Annotated in this window: 12 protein-coding genes; 4 read left to right on the forward strand and 8 right to left on the reverse strand. The window is 68.2% G+C overall.

Annotated features, from left to right (window positions below; all coding sequences use genetic code 11):
• From ACIBAG_RS42975 to ACIBAG_RS42985, 3 genes are read right to left on the reverse strand one after another with little or no spacing between them, the layout of a single operon-like run.
• The gene (locus ACIBAG_RS42975) at nucleotides 1-1,176 is read right to left on the reverse strand and encodes a MupA/Atu3671 family FMN-dependent luciferase-like monooxygenase (RefSeq protein WP_399113220.1); all 1,176 of its coding nucleotides are present in this window, start codon (nucleotides 1,174-1,176) and stop codon (nucleotides 1-3) included.
• Nucleotides 1,169-4,165, reverse strand: coding sequence for a beta-ketoacyl synthase N-terminal-like domain-containing protein (locus ACIBAG_RS42980; protein WP_399113222.1), 2,997 nt, complete (start codon nucleotides 4,163-4,165; stop codon nucleotides 1,169-1,171). The genes ACIBAG_RS42975 and ACIBAG_RS42980 overlap by 8 nt, the downstream gene beginning before the upstream one ends.
• 2 nt (nucleotides 4,166-4,167) lie before the next feature.
• On the reverse strand, nucleotides 4,168-6,126 hold the full coding sequence (locus ACIBAG_RS42985; protein WP_399113224.1) for a non-ribosomal peptide synthetase: 1,959 nt from the start codon (nucleotides 6,124-6,126) through the stop codon (nucleotides 4,168-4,170).
• A gap of 988 nt (nucleotides 6,127-7,114) precedes the next feature.
• Between ACIBAG_RS42985 and ACIBAG_RS42990 the strand changes: the two genes are divergently transcribed.
• The 3 genes from ACIBAG_RS42990 to ACIBAG_RS43000 all read left to right on the forward strand — a co-directional run bounded on the left by ACIBAG_RS42990 (nucleotide 7,115) and on the right by ACIBAG_RS43000 (nucleotide 10,911).
• Entirely contained in the window at nucleotides 7,115-8,344 is a 1,230-nt protein-coding gene (locus ACIBAG_RS42990) for an ATP-grasp domain-containing protein (RefSeq protein ID WP_399113226.1), read from the forward strand.
• Nucleotides 8,345-8,422: 78 nt separating this feature from the next.
• Nucleotides 8,423-9,688, forward strand: a complete 1,266-nt coding sequence (locus ACIBAG_RS42995) for a hypothetical protein (RefSeq protein ID WP_399113228.1) — start codon at nucleotides 8,423-8,425, stop codon at nucleotides 9,686-9,688.
• The gene (locus ACIBAG_RS43000) at nucleotides 9,685-10,911 is read left to right on the forward strand and encodes an MFS transporter (RefSeq protein WP_399113230.1); all 1,227 of its coding nucleotides are present in this window, start codon (nucleotides 9,685-9,687) and stop codon (nucleotides 10,909-10,911) included. The genes ACIBAG_RS42995 and ACIBAG_RS43000 overlap by 4 nt, the downstream gene beginning before the upstream one ends.
• A gap of 99 nt (nucleotides 10,912-11,010) precedes the next feature.
• Here ACIBAG_RS43000 and ACIBAG_RS43005 read toward each other — a convergent pair whose 3' ends face one another.
• The 5 genes from ACIBAG_RS43005 to ACIBAG_RS43025 form a co-directional block, all read right to left on the reverse strand.
• Entirely contained in the window at nucleotides 11,011-12,000 is a 990-nt protein-coding gene (locus ACIBAG_RS43005; protein ID WP_399113231.1) for a malate dehydrogenase, read from the reverse strand.
• Between the two features lie 451 nt (nucleotides 12,001-12,451).
• Nucleotides 12,452-13,813: a DUF2690 domain-containing protein gene (locus ACIBAG_RS43010; protein WP_399113233.1), complete on the reverse strand. Its 1,362-nt coding sequence runs from the start codon at nucleotides 13,811-13,813 to the stop codon at nucleotides 12,452-12,454.
• Between the two features lie 439 nt (nucleotides 13,814-14,252).
• A complete protein-coding gene (locus tag ACIBAG_RS43015; protein ID WP_399113235.1) occupies nucleotides 14,253-14,804 on the reverse strand; it encodes a helix-turn-helix domain-containing protein in 552 nt (183 codons plus the stop codon).
• Between the two features lie 207 nt (nucleotides 14,805-15,011).
• A complete protein-coding gene (locus tag ACIBAG_RS43020; RefSeq protein WP_399113299.1) occupies nucleotides 15,012-15,452 on the reverse strand; it encodes a DUF3017 domain-containing protein in 441 nt (146 codons plus the stop codon).
• A 97-nt stretch (nucleotides 15,453-15,549) separates the two neighbouring features.
• Nucleotides 15,550-16,404 (reverse strand): bifunctional methylenetetrahydrofolate dehydrogenase/methenyltetrahydrofolate cyclohydrolase, encoded by an 855-nt coding sequence (locus ACIBAG_RS43025; RefSeq protein ID WP_399113237.1) that lies wholly within the window; start codon nucleotides 16,402-16,404, stop codon nucleotides 15,550-15,552.
• Nucleotides 16,405-16,682: 278 nt separating this feature from the next.
• On the opposite strand from ACIBAG_RS43025, the gene ACIBAG_RS43030 reads away from it, so the two are divergent.
• Entirely contained in the window at nucleotides 16,683-17,312 is a 630-nt protein-coding gene (locus ACIBAG_RS43030; protein WP_399113239.1) for a hypothetical protein, read from the forward strand.
• Nucleotides 17,313-17,324: the final 12 nt, after the last annotated feature.

Genomic DNA, 17,324 nt, shown 5'->3' on the forward strand with positions numbered 1-17,324 from the left:
TCAGACCCCTTTCTGAAGGAGCGGGGAAAGCCGGGCCAGGCTCGCAAGCACCTCGTCCTTGGGAAGTCCGAAGTCGACGAGGCAGGCGACCTCGTTCACGCCCATCGCACGGAAACCCCGCAGCGTCTCGCGGGCTCGCTCCACATCACCGATGAGGGAGCTCGAGGAGACGTACCGCTGGAACACCATCTCCAGGAAATCGTCGCGGTCCTCGTCCAGGTTCTGCAGCGTCTGCGATTTGTCCTGTGACTCACGCTGCCCGGATGTCGCATGCTGCGAGACGAAGGAGCTCAGATACTGGGTCATGGCCGGCCGGACCCGTTCGACGGCCTCGTCCGCGGTGACACCGACGTAGGTGTGCAGCATCAGCGAGACGACGCCGAGCTCGGGGTCGAGGCCCTTACGAGCGCGTGCCTCACGGTAGATCTCGATCCGCTTCCGGAGTTCGGCGGGACCGAAGTTGATGAGCGCCGACAGGACGTTGAGGCCGTTCTCACCGGCGAATCGCCACGCGTCCTCGTTCTTCGACGTCGTCAGCCAGACGGGCAACTCCGGCTGGACGGGGCGAGGAAAGGTCAGGATCTCGTGGACCTCGCCCAGGGCATCGGTTCGCTTGACCGCGTCGCCGCGCCACAGGCTCTGCAGTTGCTCCCGTGACCGGTTGAGCAGTTGGGCCCTGTCTTCGAAGCCCTCGGGATTGAGGACGAAGTCCCGCGCGTGCCAGCCGGGTGCCACCGCGAGGTCCACACGGCCGCCCGACAGGTTGTCGACGAGCGCCCATTCCTCCGCCACGCGGAGGATGTTGTGCAGCGGGAGGTTCACGCTTCCCGCCCGGATGCGGACGTTCTTGGTGATCGTCGCCAGTGCGGCTCCCAGAACGGCCGGATTGGGGTAGGCACCACCGGCCTCGGTGAAGTGCCGCTCCGGCGTCCAGATCGAGGTGTATCCGGCTTGATCGACAAAGCGGGAGACCTCGAGCAGAAGATCGTAGGGATCGCTGTCGCCGCTCAGGCCGGAGAAGAAGATGATGCCCAGATCGGGAAGGAGTGCGGCGGAAGGCGACGAAGAAGGAGCGGAAGTGGGGGAAGTACCGGGCTTCGAAGGGGAAGTGCCGGACTTCAGTTGGGCCTTCAGTCGCGCCAGCTGCCCGGCGCTGAGGAAAGAACCGTCAGACATACGCGGGCTCCTCGAGCAGCAGCGCCTTGATCACGTTCGTGGTTCCCGAGACCGAGCTGTTCTCGTAGAAGTCCCGGACGGAGAAGTCCAGTTCGAACGTCTCTCGCAATTTGTTGATCATCTGGATAGCCATGAGTGAGTTTCCGCCGAGCTCGAAGAACCCTCGGTCTGCGGCCACCGCCGACTCGCCGAGGAAGCTCTCGAAGATCTTCCCGACGATCCGCCGGATCTCTTCTGTCGCCTCGTCGCTGTCGTCGTCCGACGCCATCGGCGCGGGCGCGTCATCGAGGGGAGAGCCGCCCCGGGCGGGCTCAGCCGCGCTCACTGCCGAGGTCACGGCCGACTCCCCTACCGCACAGGTACCGCTGTCCGAGCTGAACCCGAGGGTCGGCTCCACCCAGTGGCGTTGCCGCTCGAACGCGTACGTGGGCAGGGGCACCATCCGCGCGGCGCTCGCGTACTCCTCGAGGGATACCTCGGAATCGGTGGCCCATCCGAGTGCGACCGCGTCCGCGAACGACTCGTCCTCGTGCTCCCGATCTCCCAGGGCCTGGGCCAGTTGGAGGGCAGGGTCGGCTCCGGAGCCCAGGTTGGCACGCACCAGATTGCTCATCGCCCGGCCGGCACCGATCTCGATGAACCTGCTCACGCCCAGCTCTCGCAGCGTTTCCACCGAACCGGCGAAGTCGACGGTACGTACCAGGTGATCCGCCCAGTAGTGCGGGTTCCTGGCCTCGTACTCCGTGAGAAGCCGGCCGGTGATGTTCGAGATCAGCGGGATCCGCGGGGCGTGGAAGGTGCGGGACCTCAGGAACTCGAGGAATTCGTCCGCGGCCTTCTGCATGAGCGGTGAGTGGAAGGCGTGCGACGTTGCCAGCCGCTGATGGTGGATACCGGCATCGGCGGCTCGCGCGGCAGCCGTCTCGATGCCGTCGCGGGTTCCGGACAGCACGAACTGCTGGGGGGAGTTGGTCGCCGCCACCACCAGAGGCCCGCTGTCGAGGAGGTCCGCGAACGGCTCCAGCCGGTCGACCGCGAGCATCGCCCCGGGCTCGCAGCGCCCCATGAGCCGCGCCCGCGTCGCGACGAGCGCTGCCGCCGTCGGCAGGTCGAAGACACCCGCGACGGTTGCGGCGACGATCTCGCCGAGGCTGTGTCCGAAGAGGTACCGGGGCCGGACGCCCGTGTCGACGAGCGCGGTCGCCAACGCGTACTCGACGGCGAACAGCAGCGGCTGCGCCACCGAGGTGTCGATGCCGTCGACCTTGCCGTCAGGTCCGAGGTACGTCCTCAGATCGAACCCGGTGTGGTCGTTCACCACGGCGATCGTCTCGTCGAACCGACGGGCGAAGTGCTTGTTCTTCGCCGCGAGGACGGTTCCCATCCCGGCACGCTGCGTCCCCTGTCCGGCGAAGACGAACGCGATCTCACGCGAACCCGACTCGGCTCCCTGGTGGTAGCGTCCGGCCTTCAGCCGCGCGACCGCCTCCTTCAGGTCGACGGCGGCCAGCGACGCACGGTGGGGATGCCGCGTCCGTCCCTCGCGCAGCGTGTACGCGTACTCCGCCAGTGAGCCGTCCGGGTGTGCGGCGAGATGCTCCGCCAGCGCGACCGCCTGGTTCCGCAGGGCCGCCTCGGACCGGGCCGAGAAGGTGAGGATGCTCGGTCCCTCGGCGGGTTCGGCCGGTTCTGCCGGGGCCTGCTCGAAGCTCTTGAGGATGACATGACTATTGGTGCCGCCCATACCGAAGGCGCTCACGCCGGCCCAGTTGTCCGTGTCACCGTCGAGCGGCCGACCCTCGGTGGTCACGAAATAGCGTGAACCATCCAGTTCGAGCGCCGGGTTGATCTCCCGCACATTCACCGTCGGCGGCACGTACTTGTGCTTCAGCACCAGCGCCGCCTTGATCAGACCGACAATGCCGGCGGCGATGTTGAGATGCCCGAAGTTGCCCTTGAGCGAACCGATACCGCAGGGTGCGCCGTCCAGGCCGTACGCCTGCTTGATCGCCTCGATCTCGATGGGATCGCCGAGTGCCGTCCCCGTGCCGTGCGCCTCGATGTACGAGATGTCCGTCTGCTTGACGCCCGAGATCTCAAGGGCATCCCGCAGGACGGCGACCTGGCCGGACACGCTCGGGGCGGTGAAGCTCACCTTCTCGGCTCCGTCGTTGTTGACCGCCGAGCCGGCGATCACCGCCTGCACGTCGTCGCCGTCGGCGATCGCATCGCGCAAGCGCTTCAGCAGGACGAGCCCGAGACCGTTGGTGAAGACCGTTCCGTTGGCACCGGCGTCGAACGGGCGGCAGATGCCGTCGGGCGACAGCACGCCGCCGACCTGGTACTGGTAGCCGGCTTCCTGGGGGACGCGCACGTACACCGCACCGGCGATCGCCGCATCGCATTCGCTCAGCAGCAGACTCTGCACGGCTGAGTGGACGGCCACCAGACCGGTGGAGCAGGCGGTCTGCACATTGACGCTGGGACCGCGCAGATTCAGCTTGTAGGAGATCCGGGTTGCCAGGAAATCCTTGTCGTTTCCGTGCCGGACGACCATCTCGCCCAGCGACTCGACGAGGTCGTTGCGGCGAAGAGCCCCGAACAGATAGGTGCTCATCCCCGAGCCCGCGAAGACGCCGATCCGCTGGTCGGTGCGCTGCGGATCGATGTTGGCCCGCTCCAGCAGCGATACCGACGATTCGAGCATGAGGCGCTGCTGGACATCCAGGATGTCCGCCTCACGCGAGGAGTATCCGAAGTACGAGGAGTCGAACTCGGCGATGCCGTCCAGGGTTCCGGCGCGCTTCACATAGTCCGAACGCGACCGCTGCCCGGCCGGTACTCCCGCCGCCGCCATCTCGGCGTCCGTGAGATCCCTGATAACGCTTTCGCCGTTCACCAGTCTCTGCCAGAACTCGTCGACGCCGTCCGCCTGGGGCAGCCGGCATTCCATCGCGACGATCGCGATCAGCTCGTCATCGTTTTCCATGTTCATCCCTGTTCGGTTCGATGCGAAAGCGCTTGCCGGACCTGACGGGTACGGGCACGCCTGGCCGACACGACACGCCTTCGACCTGCGCCGGCCGTGGCGGACGTGGCACTGGGTGAGTGGTCTCGCGGCTGCCTCGTCATGGCTTCCAGGAATCTCCGCTGAGCGTTGAAGGAGGCATGCTCGAAGAGCCGGACGAGCGGGAACCGGACGCCGAATTCCTTCTGGATCTCCGAGTGGAGAACGGCGATGGTCAACGAGCTTCCGCCCACGTCGAAGAAGTTCGCCTCGCGATCGGACAGGGACCCCGCGCCGCCACCGGCCACGGCGAGCCAGAGGCGCTCCAGCCGATCGGGCACCGAGCGGGCGTGCGGATCCGCCGCCCCCTCGAGGATGCGCCGGCCTTGCTCCTGAACATGGCGGCGAGCGGTCTCGGCGAGCGCCTTGCGATCGACCTTCCCGTTCGGGAGCTTGGGCAGCTCGGGAAGGAAGAGCATGATTGATGGGATCATGACATTCAGGAGTCGCTCACCCAAATAGTCACGGAGCTGCCGCTCGGCCGTCGCCTCACCCTCCACAACGGCGACGATCACCTTGGTGAACCGGTCTTCCTGCGCGCAGACGAAGACATCACGGACACTCGGATGCGACTGGATCGCGGAGCGGACCTCCTGCAGCTCGATCCGGACACCCGCGATCTTGATCTGCTCGTCCGCCCGCCCGAGGACCTCGATGTCGCCGTCCTTGTTCCGGCGTCCGAGATCCCCTGTCGGGTAAGCGAGCACAGGCTCCCCGTCGACGCCGATCTCCACGAACGGCGAAACGATCCGGCTCCCCACGAGATAGCCGTAGGAGGGATGGTCCGCCGCGATGTGGATCTCGCCGGCGACACCGTCCGCGCACAACTGCCCGTTCTCGCCCACGACATGGGTGCGGGAGTGGGGGAGGTTCCGACCCACCGGCTGGATCCCGGCGGCCACATCCCGCGGGACCCGGTAGAAGTGCTGGGCCAGCGTCGTCTCGGTCGGGCCGTAGAGATTCACCACCTGGCAGTGCGGAAAGGCACTCTGCCACCTGCGCACCAGCGCGCCGTCCAGCGGCTCTCCGGCGAAGAAGGACAGCCGGACGGACGGAATCGACTCGCTCTCGGCCCAGTCGTTCATCCACACCTTGCCGAGCGACGGGACCAGGTGGAAACCCGTGATCCCCTCGCTCCGCAGGAACTCCCGCACACCGGCGGCATCGAGGTGCGGCTCATCCGGAACGCACAGTGTGGCTCCGGAGACCAGGGGCGTCAGCGCGTCTCGGAACCAGACGTCGAAGGACAGGTTGGTCAGGTGCGCGAACCGGTCGTGGGGACCGATCCCGAATTCACCGGACTGCCACTCCAGGAACAGCGACAGGCCAGTGTGGCTGCCGACGATCGCCTTGGGCTGTCCAGTGGATCCGGAGGTGAAAGCAATGTACGCGCAGTCCTCGTTCTTGAGGACTTCGGCCGTGGCGGCCTCGCCCGCGGGGGCGGGTCTCAGGACGACCTGGTGATCGTTCGCGCAGGCGATGGTCGCCCTGGCCGGACCGCAGTTCAGCATGGTCTCGCGCCGCACCTCGGGCAGCGAGTCGTCCACGAGCATGACGATCGCCCCGGACAGCCACACTCCGAAGACGGCCGCGACCACCGATGCGCTGCGCCGGCCCAGAACGCCGACGACGTCACCGTTGCCGATGCCTTGCGCTTGCAGCTCATCGGCTACCTTCCGGGCGCGCAGCAGCAGCTCGGAGAAGGAAACCGACTCCGCGGAGGACTTGATCGCAGTCGCGTCGGAGAACTCGTCGCACGCCCGCTGCAAAAGAGAACCGACCGCCTGCACGGCTAAAATCTCCATCTTGAAGTCTTCCCACCGATCTGTCTCAGGTAAGGATCTTGCGCACTTCGGCGGATCAGGACGACGGCAGCTGCGCACGGGCAGGGCTGTCCTGAGAAGTGGATGTCCTTGAGCACGTCGACCAACCGGGCGACGGTGACCGGTGATCAGCGACGGCTACTACCGGAATACTCCGGACGCTGACAGGAATAGTGCGCGCCTCAGCCAAGCCGCGCACGAAGAAAAAAGACGTCTCCCTCGGCCGGCAGCGGCACGTTCAGCGGGAGGGCGTCGGCTCTGGCCGGCTCAAGGCCGGACGCGCATAGGAAGCGCGGTCATTCCCCGTGTGGTCACAGCAAAAATCCAAACATTCAGATCGTCCCCCTTGATGTGCTGATGTGGCCCCTCAGCACCCCTCTGACAATGTCCGCCGCAGAGGATAAGCAGACGGTGATCAATCTTCCCAGCCCTGTCTCACCATGTGGATAACCGGGGGAAGTTGTGGGGTCGATGCTGAACTGCGACCCAACTGGGGGGACTTTGCCGGAATTCGGGCAGACCCGACACGACAGAAAGGCCAACACCCGGCCCGGGGCGAAAGATTTCCGCCACCCAACGGCGATAATGCGCCGATCCGGCCACGCCCGAGAACCGGCCGGACCTCCCTGACCTGCAGCATCCCCCCGCTGCCCACGCACCACTGCACCACGAGCCATGGAAGGCGACACCCGCCGGAACAGCCCCGGTCAAACCGGTGAACCGCCGCAAAACTCAGCCATCAACAGTGATCGTGATCACATCCCCAGGCCTAGGGAATCGTGTTGACGAATATCGTGGATATGCCGTAGAAGTTTCCCTCGGCCCCCGCAACAAGACGCATCTCCTCTTCCTTCCGAGAGCTACGTACGTGGGGAGTCGTGTTCGCGCATCGACAGGAGAGCCGCCACCGCTTCCTCGGCGGCGAGTGAATCGCAAGATTTCACGGAACGACCCGCCTCTCCCCAATGCGGCATGACCACACCCCGAATCCGGCCATTGCCTCACGACGGCACAAGTCTGCCGACCAATACCCACAAGGATGGAACGCATGAAGGAAGAGAAGATTTTACCCACGCATGTGGTTGTCATATGCACGGATCGCCGGAGAATCCCGGCACGGATCCTCGATGGCGCCAGGAACATACGCGCCTCCGTGATTGTTGACAGGGGCCACAATCACACCTTCGGCCCGGACGTGGCCGTGTACGAGGTGCCCAATGTGCGCGACCCGGAAGCAGTTCTGGACACGGTCCTCTCCATTGCTCGCAAGGACCCGGTGGACCGCATCGTCTCCCCCGTCGAACACTCGGTACGAACGGCCGGATACATCCGGTCCACTCTCGGTATCGAGGGCATGGGATACGAGACGTCGCTGGCGTTCTCCAACAAATACATCATGAAGCGGCGCCTCGCCGCCGCCGGCCTGCCGACTGCCGCATTCCAGCAGGTCATGTCCTTCGACGAGATCCCGGCCGCGGCCAAGTACACGGGCTGGCCGTGCGTGGCCAAGCCGGTGTTCGGCGGCGGTTGCATCGGCGTGGCCGTGTTCCCGACAGCCGACGATTACGTTCGGTTCGGCGCCTCCGAAGCCGGAGTGGAGCTCAGGGAGAGCAACACGCCGATCATTGTCGAGCGGTTCGTCGAGATGGAGCACGAGTTCCACTGCGATGCCGTGGTGCGTGACGGTGAAGTGATCTTCGCTGCGCCTTCCCGCTATTTCACTCCCATCCTCGGGCAGATAGACACCTTCAGCGGGTCGTACCTCCTCCCGGCCGGGCACGAGGACTTCGACACCATCACCGAGATCAACCGCCAGGTCGTCCAGGCCCTCGGGCTGCGCGACGGGGTCACGCACCTCGAACTCTTCAAGACCGCCGAGGGGTTCGTCGTCGGCGAGATCGCCGGCCGTCCTGGTGGGGGCGGCATCGTCGAGGCGGTGCGACGTCACTGCGGCGTAGACCTCTGGGAGATGTTCTGGGCTTCTTCGCTCGGCGAGAAGCCGGAGATCCGTCCACGCCGTCCGGACGACATCCTGGGCACCGTCATGCTGCCGACCCGCCCGGGCAGGATCACGCGGCTGAGCACTCCGGAGGAGCTGTCCGCAAGCAGCGGCGTGGTTGCCGTGCAGATGTCCATGAAGGTGGGAGACGTGGTTCCCGCGGAGCTCACCTCGGCCACGACGACAGGACTCGTCTTCTTCTCCGCCCCGGACGAGGCCGCGGTCCCGGAGAGGCTGGCGGACCTCGCCGCCACCTATGCGCTCGAAGTGGAGAAATAAGATCGTGAGCATCCTGCTGCCGTACACCAGGAATTCCGACTCGCGGGTCGATGCCGGCCACCGGGCCGTGGGGGTCCGATGAGATACCTGATTCTCAATCGGGCCTCGCTCGCAGGGCGTCCCTATCCCGACTGGCTGGGTGCCGACCACGAGGCCGTCCTGCTGACCGACGCGGCGACCGTCTCGTCCGACCCCGAGGTGCGCTCCGCCCAACTCGCCGGATACGCGCATGCGGAATTCTTCGATGACTTCCATTTCAACCCTCTGGTCGAAAGCCGCGCCGTCGCGCTGCACCGGAAAATGGCCTTCGACCGGGTCATAGCGCTCTCCGAGTTCGACCTCGTGCGGGCCGCCCGGCTGCGTGAACTGTTCGCCGTGCCCGGGCAGGACGTCGCCAGCGCGACGGCGTTCCGGGACAAGCTGGAGATGAAGCGGATTCTGGAGCGGGCCGGAGTCCCGCTGGCCCCCTATGCGCCCGTCGCCAACCTCGCGGACCTGCTCGGGTTCATCGACCAGCAGGGATTTCCCGTAGTCGTCAAGCCGCGGTGGGGCGGCGGCTCCATCGACGTCCACGTCCTGCACAACCATCAGGACGTGGACAGCCTCCTCGCCGCCCACCGTGCCCTGGGCACCGACGACGGTGCGCAACTGCTCGCCGAGAAGTACATCGAGCACGAACTCATCCACATCGACGGCCTCGTCGTGGCCGGGGAAACACTGCTGATGTGGCCCTCGACGCACGGCCGCACCACCTGTCTGGACTTCAAGGAGGGCGGTGCCCTGCAGAGCTCCCTCCTTGATCCGGCCGACCCGCTGCTGACTCCCGTTCGGGACCTCACTCGCCAGGCGCTGGCCGCGCTGCCGACTCCGGACACCTGCATGTTCCACGCCGAGGTCTTCCTCGACGCCGACCGCCGCCTGGTGTTCAACGAGATCGCCAGCCGGATGGGGGGCGGCCTGATCGAAGGGGTTCTGCGACTGGGCTTCGGCATCACCCTGCCCGAGGTCTACGTCGGGGCGTTGAGCGGCCGCACACCGCCGCGGATCCCTGCCGAGCCGGTGCAGATCGCGGGCTGGTCACTGTTCCCGCCGCGTGCCGGCACGCTGGTGGAGATACCGGACACGTGTCCAGTGCCCGGAATCAGCGTGTACAGCAGACACGCCGAACCGGGGACCGTGCTCGAGGCCGCCCAGCTGAGCGTGTCGAAGATCGGTTCGGTGCTGGCCACCGGCCATGCGCGCGACGAGGTCGAGACGGCCCTCACCGAGGCACTGGCGTGGTTCGAGCGCTCCACGGTGATCCGGCCCGGGGCGGAAGGCGGCGAGGCGGGCAGCACGACGTGATCCAAACGCTGCGACTCGCCAGGAGTACACCGGGTTGTCTGCTTCTCCTGGGCGGGAACCTCGCGGTCGCGTTCGGCAGCAACCTCGTGCTCCCCTATCTCGCGGTCTTCCTGACCCAGGATCAGCACCTCAGCCCGGCCGTGGTGGCTATGGCGATCACGGCCAGGTTCTGGTGCCAGCAGGGTCTGACCCTGCTGGGCGGCTGGATCGCCGACCGCCTCGGCGCGGTGGGCGCCATGTGTGCGGGGCTGCTCGTCAGGGCTCTGTCGTATCTGCTGCTCCTGGCCGCCTCGGGTCCCGTGTCGGTGGTCGCCGCGTGCGGCCTCCTCGGCTTCGGCGGCGCGATCTTCGTACCCGCCTCGAAGTCGGCGCTGGTACAGCTCTTGGGCACGAAAGAGCAGCTCAGGGCCGTGTTCGCACTGCGCAGCACCGCGAACAACGCGGGAACCGCCCTGGGCCCGCTGATCGGCAGCCTCCTGCTTCTCATGGCCGACGCCCGCGTCAGCTTCGTCATCACCAGCTGCGCCTTCGTGGTGCTGGCCGTCCTGCTGCTGCGGCTGCGCCCACTGCTGACCGCCGACCGGACGACGGCCGGGCCGACAGCCGAGGACGCCGGCTCCGGTCACCCGTCCCGGCCGCTGGACTCCCGCAAGCTGGCGTGGATCCTGCTGTGCGCCTTCGCCTTCGGCTTCTCCTACATCCAACTCGAATACGCGCTCCCGGTGTTCACCGGCCATGTGCAGAGCTCGTCGTTCGTCGGTGTGCTCTTCTCCGTCAATGCCGTTGCCGTGGTACTCCTCCAGCTGCCGCTGAACCGGTCCGCCGACCGGACCCGCAGCTCAGCGGTGGTCATCTCCGGCGCGCTCCTGCTGATGGCGATCAGCTTCGCGGCCGCCTCCCCGGGCACGATGGCCGGCCTGATCGTGTGCGTGCTGCTCTTCTCCGTCGGCGAGGTACTGATCGACCCCTGCATCGACAGCGAGATCGCCGCTTCGGTCCCGGCGCACCGCCGGGGCACGGCCTTCGGCTTCGTCGGTACGTCCATCGCCGCGGGCGGCGCCGTCGCCAACGCTCTGGCAGCAGTGCTCTCCGGCGACCGCGGAGCCGTGAGTCACCAGTTCTGGCTGCTCCTGGGTGGCATAGGCGTCGGCTTCGCCGCGATCGTCTACCTCACCTCGTACGTCACGTCGCCGAAGCCGGTGCGGAGCACGACGACACCCTGAGCGCCGGTCGGCATCATGGCGCGGACACGCACAGGCCCCGTTCCGGGCAGAACCGGAACGGGGCCTGTGCGGGCTCACGAGGGAGCCGTGCGCGGAAACTCAGATCAGGCCGAGGGAACGGACCGCGTCCCGCTCCTCCTCGAGCTCCTTGACGGAGGCGTCGATACGGGCGCGGGAGAACTCGTTGATCTCCAGGCCCTGGACGATCTCGTACTTGCCGTCCTTCGTGGTGACCGGGAAGGAGGAGATGAGCCCCTCCGGAACGCCGTACGAACCGTCGGACGGAATGCCCATCGACACCCAGTCGCCGTCGGCGGTGCCGTTGACCCAGGTGTGGATGTGGTCGACGGCGGCGTTGGCGGCGGAGGCGGCCGAGGAGGCGCCGCGGGCCTCGATGATCGCCGCACCGCGCTTGGCGACGGTCGGGATGAAGTCCTCGGCGAGCCACTTCTCGTCGTTGACGACCTCGGCGGCGTTCTTGCCGGCGATGGTGGCGTGGAAGATGTCCGGGTACTGGGTGGCGGAGTGGTTGCCCCAGATGGTGAGCCGCTTGATGTCGGCGACGGTCGAGCCCGTCTTCTTCGCGAGCTGGGTGAGCGCGCGGTTGTGGTCGAGGCGGGTCATCGCGGTGAACCGCTCGGCCGGTACGTCGGGCGCGGCGGCCTGCGCGATGAGCGCGTTGGTGTTGGCCGGGTTGCCGACGACCAGGACCTTGATGTCGTCCGCGGCATGGGCGTTGATGGCCTGGCCCTGCGGCTTGAAGATGCCACCGTTGGCCTCGAGGAGGTCACCGCGCTCCATGCCCTTGGTGCGGGGGCGGGCGCCGACGAGGAGGGCGACGTTGGCGCCGTCGAAGGCGACGTTCGGGTCGTCGCTGATGTCGATGCCCTGCAGGAGCGGGAACGCGCAGTCGTCGAGCTCCATCGCGGTGCCCTGGGCGGCCTTGAGCGCCGGGGTGATCTCGAGAAGCCGCAGCCGGACCGGCACGTCCGCGCCGAGCAGCTGGCCGGAGGCGATGCGGAACAGCAGGGCGTAGCCGATCTGGCCGGCCGCGCCGGTGACGGTGACGTTCACGGGAGTGCGGGTCATGGCGTTCTCCGTATGACAGCTGGCGGTGGGGCGTCCCTGCCCCGGGGTGCGGGACGTAGAGATGATCGATCTCTTGGCGTCAAGAGATCCATCCGTCAGGCTATCGCGCATCCGGGATCTCGCACGGCCGGGTCCGTGTGGCCCGTCCCACAGAATCTCGATCAATGCCGATCATTGTCGATCAAGGGGCGAAAGGAGCGGCCGCCCGGTCCGGGAGAGGGGGACCTGGGCGGCCGCTGGGTGGGGGTACCGGTTGCCGGACTCCCGTGGGGGTACGGTGCGCGTGCCCACTTTGCCGACGGCCATTCCTGCCCCGCCGAATCTTTTTTCGCCCCCGCCGCCCCTAGGCGAACTCCCCGGAGGGGGCACCCCGGACGGGCCACCTCACCCCCGCGTGAAAGATGCGGGCGGCGCCGAGAAGTCACCGCCCTTTCCAAGAAGTCGGCGCGCGCTACTGCGTACACCCCTCCAGCCCCGCGGCCAGCGTCGCGCACGCCGTCGCCTCGCCCGCGTCCTTCACGGCGATCATCGGGGTGTACGCGATCGCGTCCCCGGCGACGGTGATCGTCCCGGTCTGCTTCGTCTTGCCGACCGTCACCACCACCTCGTCGCCCTGCGCGGCCTGCGTGATACGTCCCCACGCCGCGCCGCACGTCTCGCTGTAGCGCACCTCGACCACGGCCGTGCCGACGGTCGCGGTCTTGGCGGTGGTCACCAGGTCACCGCTGCAGCCCATGCTCTCCGCGTCCTTGCCGGTGCAGGAGTCACCGCTGCACTTCACCCCGGCCGGCAGATCGGGGTCGGTCGTCACGGACGGCGAGGGCGACCTACCGGCGTTCGGGTTCTTCTTCCCGCCGTTGTCGAGGAGGAAGAACACCGCCGCGATCACGACCAGCACACCGACGACCCCCGCGAGGAACATCGTCAGCCGCCGCTTGCCACCGCCGCCGCCCGCGGGCACCCCGTCCCCCGGCCGCCCCGGAGGCGCGCCGTACTGACCGGGCGCCCCGGACCCGACCGCCGGCCCGGAAACACCGGACGCGCCGGCCACCCCGGAGGCGCCGGACGCGTCACCCGACGGCGCCGTACCCGTACGGCCCCCCGCCTGCGACGGCCCCCGATACCCCGCCAGGCCCCACGAGTTGGCTCCCGAGGAGCCGCCCTCACGGACGTCACCCCCCGCGGCGCCCCGCACCGCCGAGTCCCGCGGCGAAGAGTCCCGTACCGAGGAATCCCGTACCGAGGAATCCCGTACGGAGGAGTCCCGTACCGAAGAATCCTTGACCGCCGCATCCCTGACCGCCGAGTCCCGCACCTCTGGCGCCGAAGGCTGCGCCGGAACCGCGGGCGGAACGGTCGGGGCCACCCCCGCCGGCCCCGCCACCCCGGGCGTGGGCACGGCCGTGGCGCTTCCGCCCCGCCGCGCGCCCTTGCCCGCCTTCGCGCTCCCCTTGGCATTCGCCGGTGGCGCCCCGAACTCGCCCAGTGCGGCACGCGCCTGGGAGATCCGGATCGCCTCCATGGTCATGTCGTGGCGCATCTCCGAACGGCTCCAGGCCCGTTCGGCGAGCTCCCACATCGTCGTCAGATGGATCGGATTGGTCCCGGTGACCTCGGCGAGCGCCACGATCGCGCCCTTGGGCGCGAGCAGCCGCCCGTTCAGATACCGCTCCCAGGACGTCTTGCTGTATCCCGTCCGGTCGGCCAGCGCCGCGATGCTCAGACCGCTGCGGTCCACGAGCCGGCGCAGCTGGCTCGCGAACTCCCTGACCTGCGGATCGAGTTCATCCGGCAAGTCCCTCCAACGAGGCATTGCTTCCCCCCTCTTCCCCCCGGTTCGTGCTGGTGTTTCTCGCGTCTCCCCCGCGCGTGGTGCCCTCTGCCGAGTCCCCGTTCTGGCTACCCACAGGGATGCGCCCAGTGAGGATCTCAGTTCCCGGGGTGGGGGCGCACGGGAGCATTGCGACCGTGGGCACGCACCGTTGCACGCCCGCCGGACGTCATCCAGTGTTCCACCGGCCCCCCTCGCCGGCCGACCCAACCCTGGCAGTAAGCCCTTGCGATTCACAGGACGCCCCGGACCGTCCCGATCGACCACGCTAGCCCGCTTGTTGAACGACTTCCTTGCAAATCCGCGAACTTGTCAACACATCGCCACACAGAAACCACATAAACGATCACTCGCGCCACTTACGCCGTATTCAGACAAATCCGGCACGAACGGCGCGATCGACACGGAGGCCCCAAGGGACTCATCCCAGCGCCACAGCCCCGATCACCGCGGTCAACGCCAAGGCCACGACCAGCACCACCGCGACCACCAGCAACCGGCGCGAGGGCGGCTCCGACTGCTTCGGCGGCGCGTCCCACCAGGGGAGAGTCGGATCCTCCTCGTACCCTTCGGATTCCTCGTCCGCATCGCCACCACCGGGGCTCTCGGTCTTCCCGGCGAACCGGCCCGTGCCCTCCGGCTTCCCGGCGTCCCGTTCCGCGCCCTCCGGCTTCCCCGCCCCCGGCACCACCACCGGCTTCGGCCAGGCCCGCACCGCCAGTTCCCACCGCACCCCGAAGCGCTCCGCCTCCTCCTTGCCGATCCCCGCCACCCGGCACAGCGCGACGACCGCCTGCCGGGGCGGGGGCTGGGTGGCGTTGAGGTAGCGCTGCCAGGAGGACTTGCTGTACGCGGTGCGCGCACCCAGCGCGACCAGGCTCAGGCCCGTGCGGTCCTTGAGCTGCCGCAACTGCTCCACGAAGTGCCGCACCTCCGGCGGCAGATCGTCGGGCAGCGGCTGCCAGGCACCCATCGCTCACCTCCGAACCAGATCCGATCGGGTGACGACACAGGGCGACGCCTTGGTTCCCCGACGGCCCGGACGTAGCGGAACGGTCACCTCCGTGCCACAGCGCGCTGACAGGCGTTGAACAACCCCTTCACCGTGCCCCACGGTGGACGCGGACGGCGGTCCGTCCTTGCTCGGGGGAGAAGACGGACCGCCGTCACACGCAGAGCGTCAGCTGTCCACCGTGAAGTGCAGGGCGTCCTTCAGGAACGGCACCTTCAGCAACGGGTCCGGCTGAGCCATCAGCGCCAGCAGCACGATCACGAGGCCCAGCACGCCGTACGTCGCGATGTCCGTGAAGCGGGAACGTACGGCGAGCATGCCGACGCTCGGCAGGAGCCACCGCAGCACCGCGCCGGCCAGCAGAGCGCCGCCGATCACCAGCGTGCCGACGCGGAACACGTCGAGCGCGGTGATCAGCAGGCCGACCCCGACCAGGCCGAGGACGAGGAGAACGGGCCACTGCCGGGCGGGCGCCGGCGCGTCACCGCCGGCGGCCCGGCCCCCGCCCTCGGGGCGGGCCGTGTCCCTGGTGAACAGCGGGAAGCGGCGCGTGGTGCGCCGGGGCACGCCCTCCGCGTCCGGGGCGCTCACCGGGTCCCGGACCTCGATCTCCGCCGCCCCGGCAGTGTCCGCCGCCCCGGCGGTGTCATCCGCCCTGGCGTCGTCAGCCGCACCGGCCCTGTCCTCCGCCCTGCCGGCGGTGTCCTCAACCGACACTGCGCTCCGCCGCCTCGACCACGTTGACCAGCAGCTGCGCCCGGGTCATCGGGCCCACGCCGCCGGGGTTCGGGGAGATCCAGCCGGCCACCTCGGCGACACCGGGGTGGACGTCGCCCACGATCTTGCCCTCGGCGTTGCGCGAGACACCGACGTCGAGGACGGCCGCGCCCGGCTTCACGTCCTCGGGGCGGATGAGGTGGGCGGAGCCCGCGGCGGCGACGATGATGTCCGCGTTCCGCAGGTGCGCCGACAGGTCGCGCGTGCCCGTGTGGCACTGGGTGACCGTCGCGTTCTCACTGCGCCGGGTCAGCAGCAGCGGCATCGGGCGGCCGATGGTCACGCCCCGGCCGACGACCACGACCTCCGCGCCCTTGATCTCGACGCCGTACCGGCGGAGCAGGGTGAGCACGCCGTTGGGGGTGCAGGGCAGCGGGGCCGGCTCGTTCAGGACCAGGCGGCCGAGGTTCATCGGGTGGAGACCGTCGGCGTCCTTGGCCGGGTCCATCAGTTCGAGGATGCGGTTCTCGTCGATGCCCTTGGGAAGCGGCAGCTGCACGATGTAACCGGTGCAGGCCGGGTCCTCGTTCAGCTCGCGGACGACCGCCTCGATCTCCTCCTGGGTCGCCGTGGCCGGCAGCTCGCGCTGGATGGAGGCGATGCCGACCTGGGCGCAGTCGCGGTGCTTGCCGGCGACGTACTTCTGGCTGCCGGGGTCCTCCCCGACCAGGATCGTGCCGAGGCCGGGCGTGACGCCCTTCTCCTTCAGCGCCGCCACACGGGCGGTCAGATCGGACTTGATCGCGGCTGCGGTGGCCTTGCCATCGAGAATCTGGGCGGTCATGGGTCCCATCCTCCTAGATGACGCCCTCCCGGTTCCAATCCGGGTCCGCAACGGAGCCCGCCCGGGCCTCCCGGCCGTATCTCCACCCGTATCCACTCATGATCAGCGATGTTGCACTTGCACAACACATAGGGAATGCGGCTGGACAAGTAAGAGCAGACTAAAGAACGATGTGACGGCAGTGCCGCGGGCAGAGCCGGGGGGACAACCGCATCCGAAGACCTTCCTCCGAACCGTGCCGCGCGTCCCCGCACTCGGACAACGGAGGAAAGACCGCCATGAGTTTCGGCGACCCGAACAATCCCTACGGCCCGCCGCCCCAGGGCCAGCAGCCCGGCTACCCGCCGCAGCAGCCTCCCCAGGGACAGCCCGGCTACGGCTACCCCCAGGGCGCTCCGCAGCAGCCGCCCGCCTACGGCTACCCGCAGGGCCAGCCGCAGGCCTACCCCGGCTACCCGGGCGGCGCCAACATGATGCCGATGGAGATGCCCGGCCTGATGAAGACGGCCCGTGTGCTGCTTTTCATCATGGCCGGCTTCCAGATCCTGTTCGGCCTCATCGCCGGCGTCGCCGTCGGTGCCGCCCAGGACGTCTCCAACGGCGTCGGTTCCGGTGACGACACCGACGCGCTGGCCGGCCTCGGCTTCCTGGCCGCGGGCCTGCTGCTCGCCCTGGGCGCCCTGTCGATCTTCCTGGGCGTGAAGTTCAAGAACGGCGGCAGCGGCATCCGCATCACCACGATCGTGTACGCGTCGCTGATGATCCTCGGCGGCATCCTCAACATCGTGAACGGCGCGAACGGCTCCGCCACCTTCGGCGGGCTCATCTCCCTCGCCATCGCGGGCGTCATCCTCGCGTCGATGGTGAACAGCGCCTCCACCGCCTGGTTCAACCGCCCGAAGTACTGAACAGTTCACGCC

Origin of the sequence: Streptomyces sp. NPDC051243, assembly GCF_044455405.1 — a bacterium.
In the GTDB taxonomy this organism is placed as follows: Bacteria; Actinomycetota; Actinomycetes; order Streptomycetales; family Streptomycetaceae; genus Streptomyces.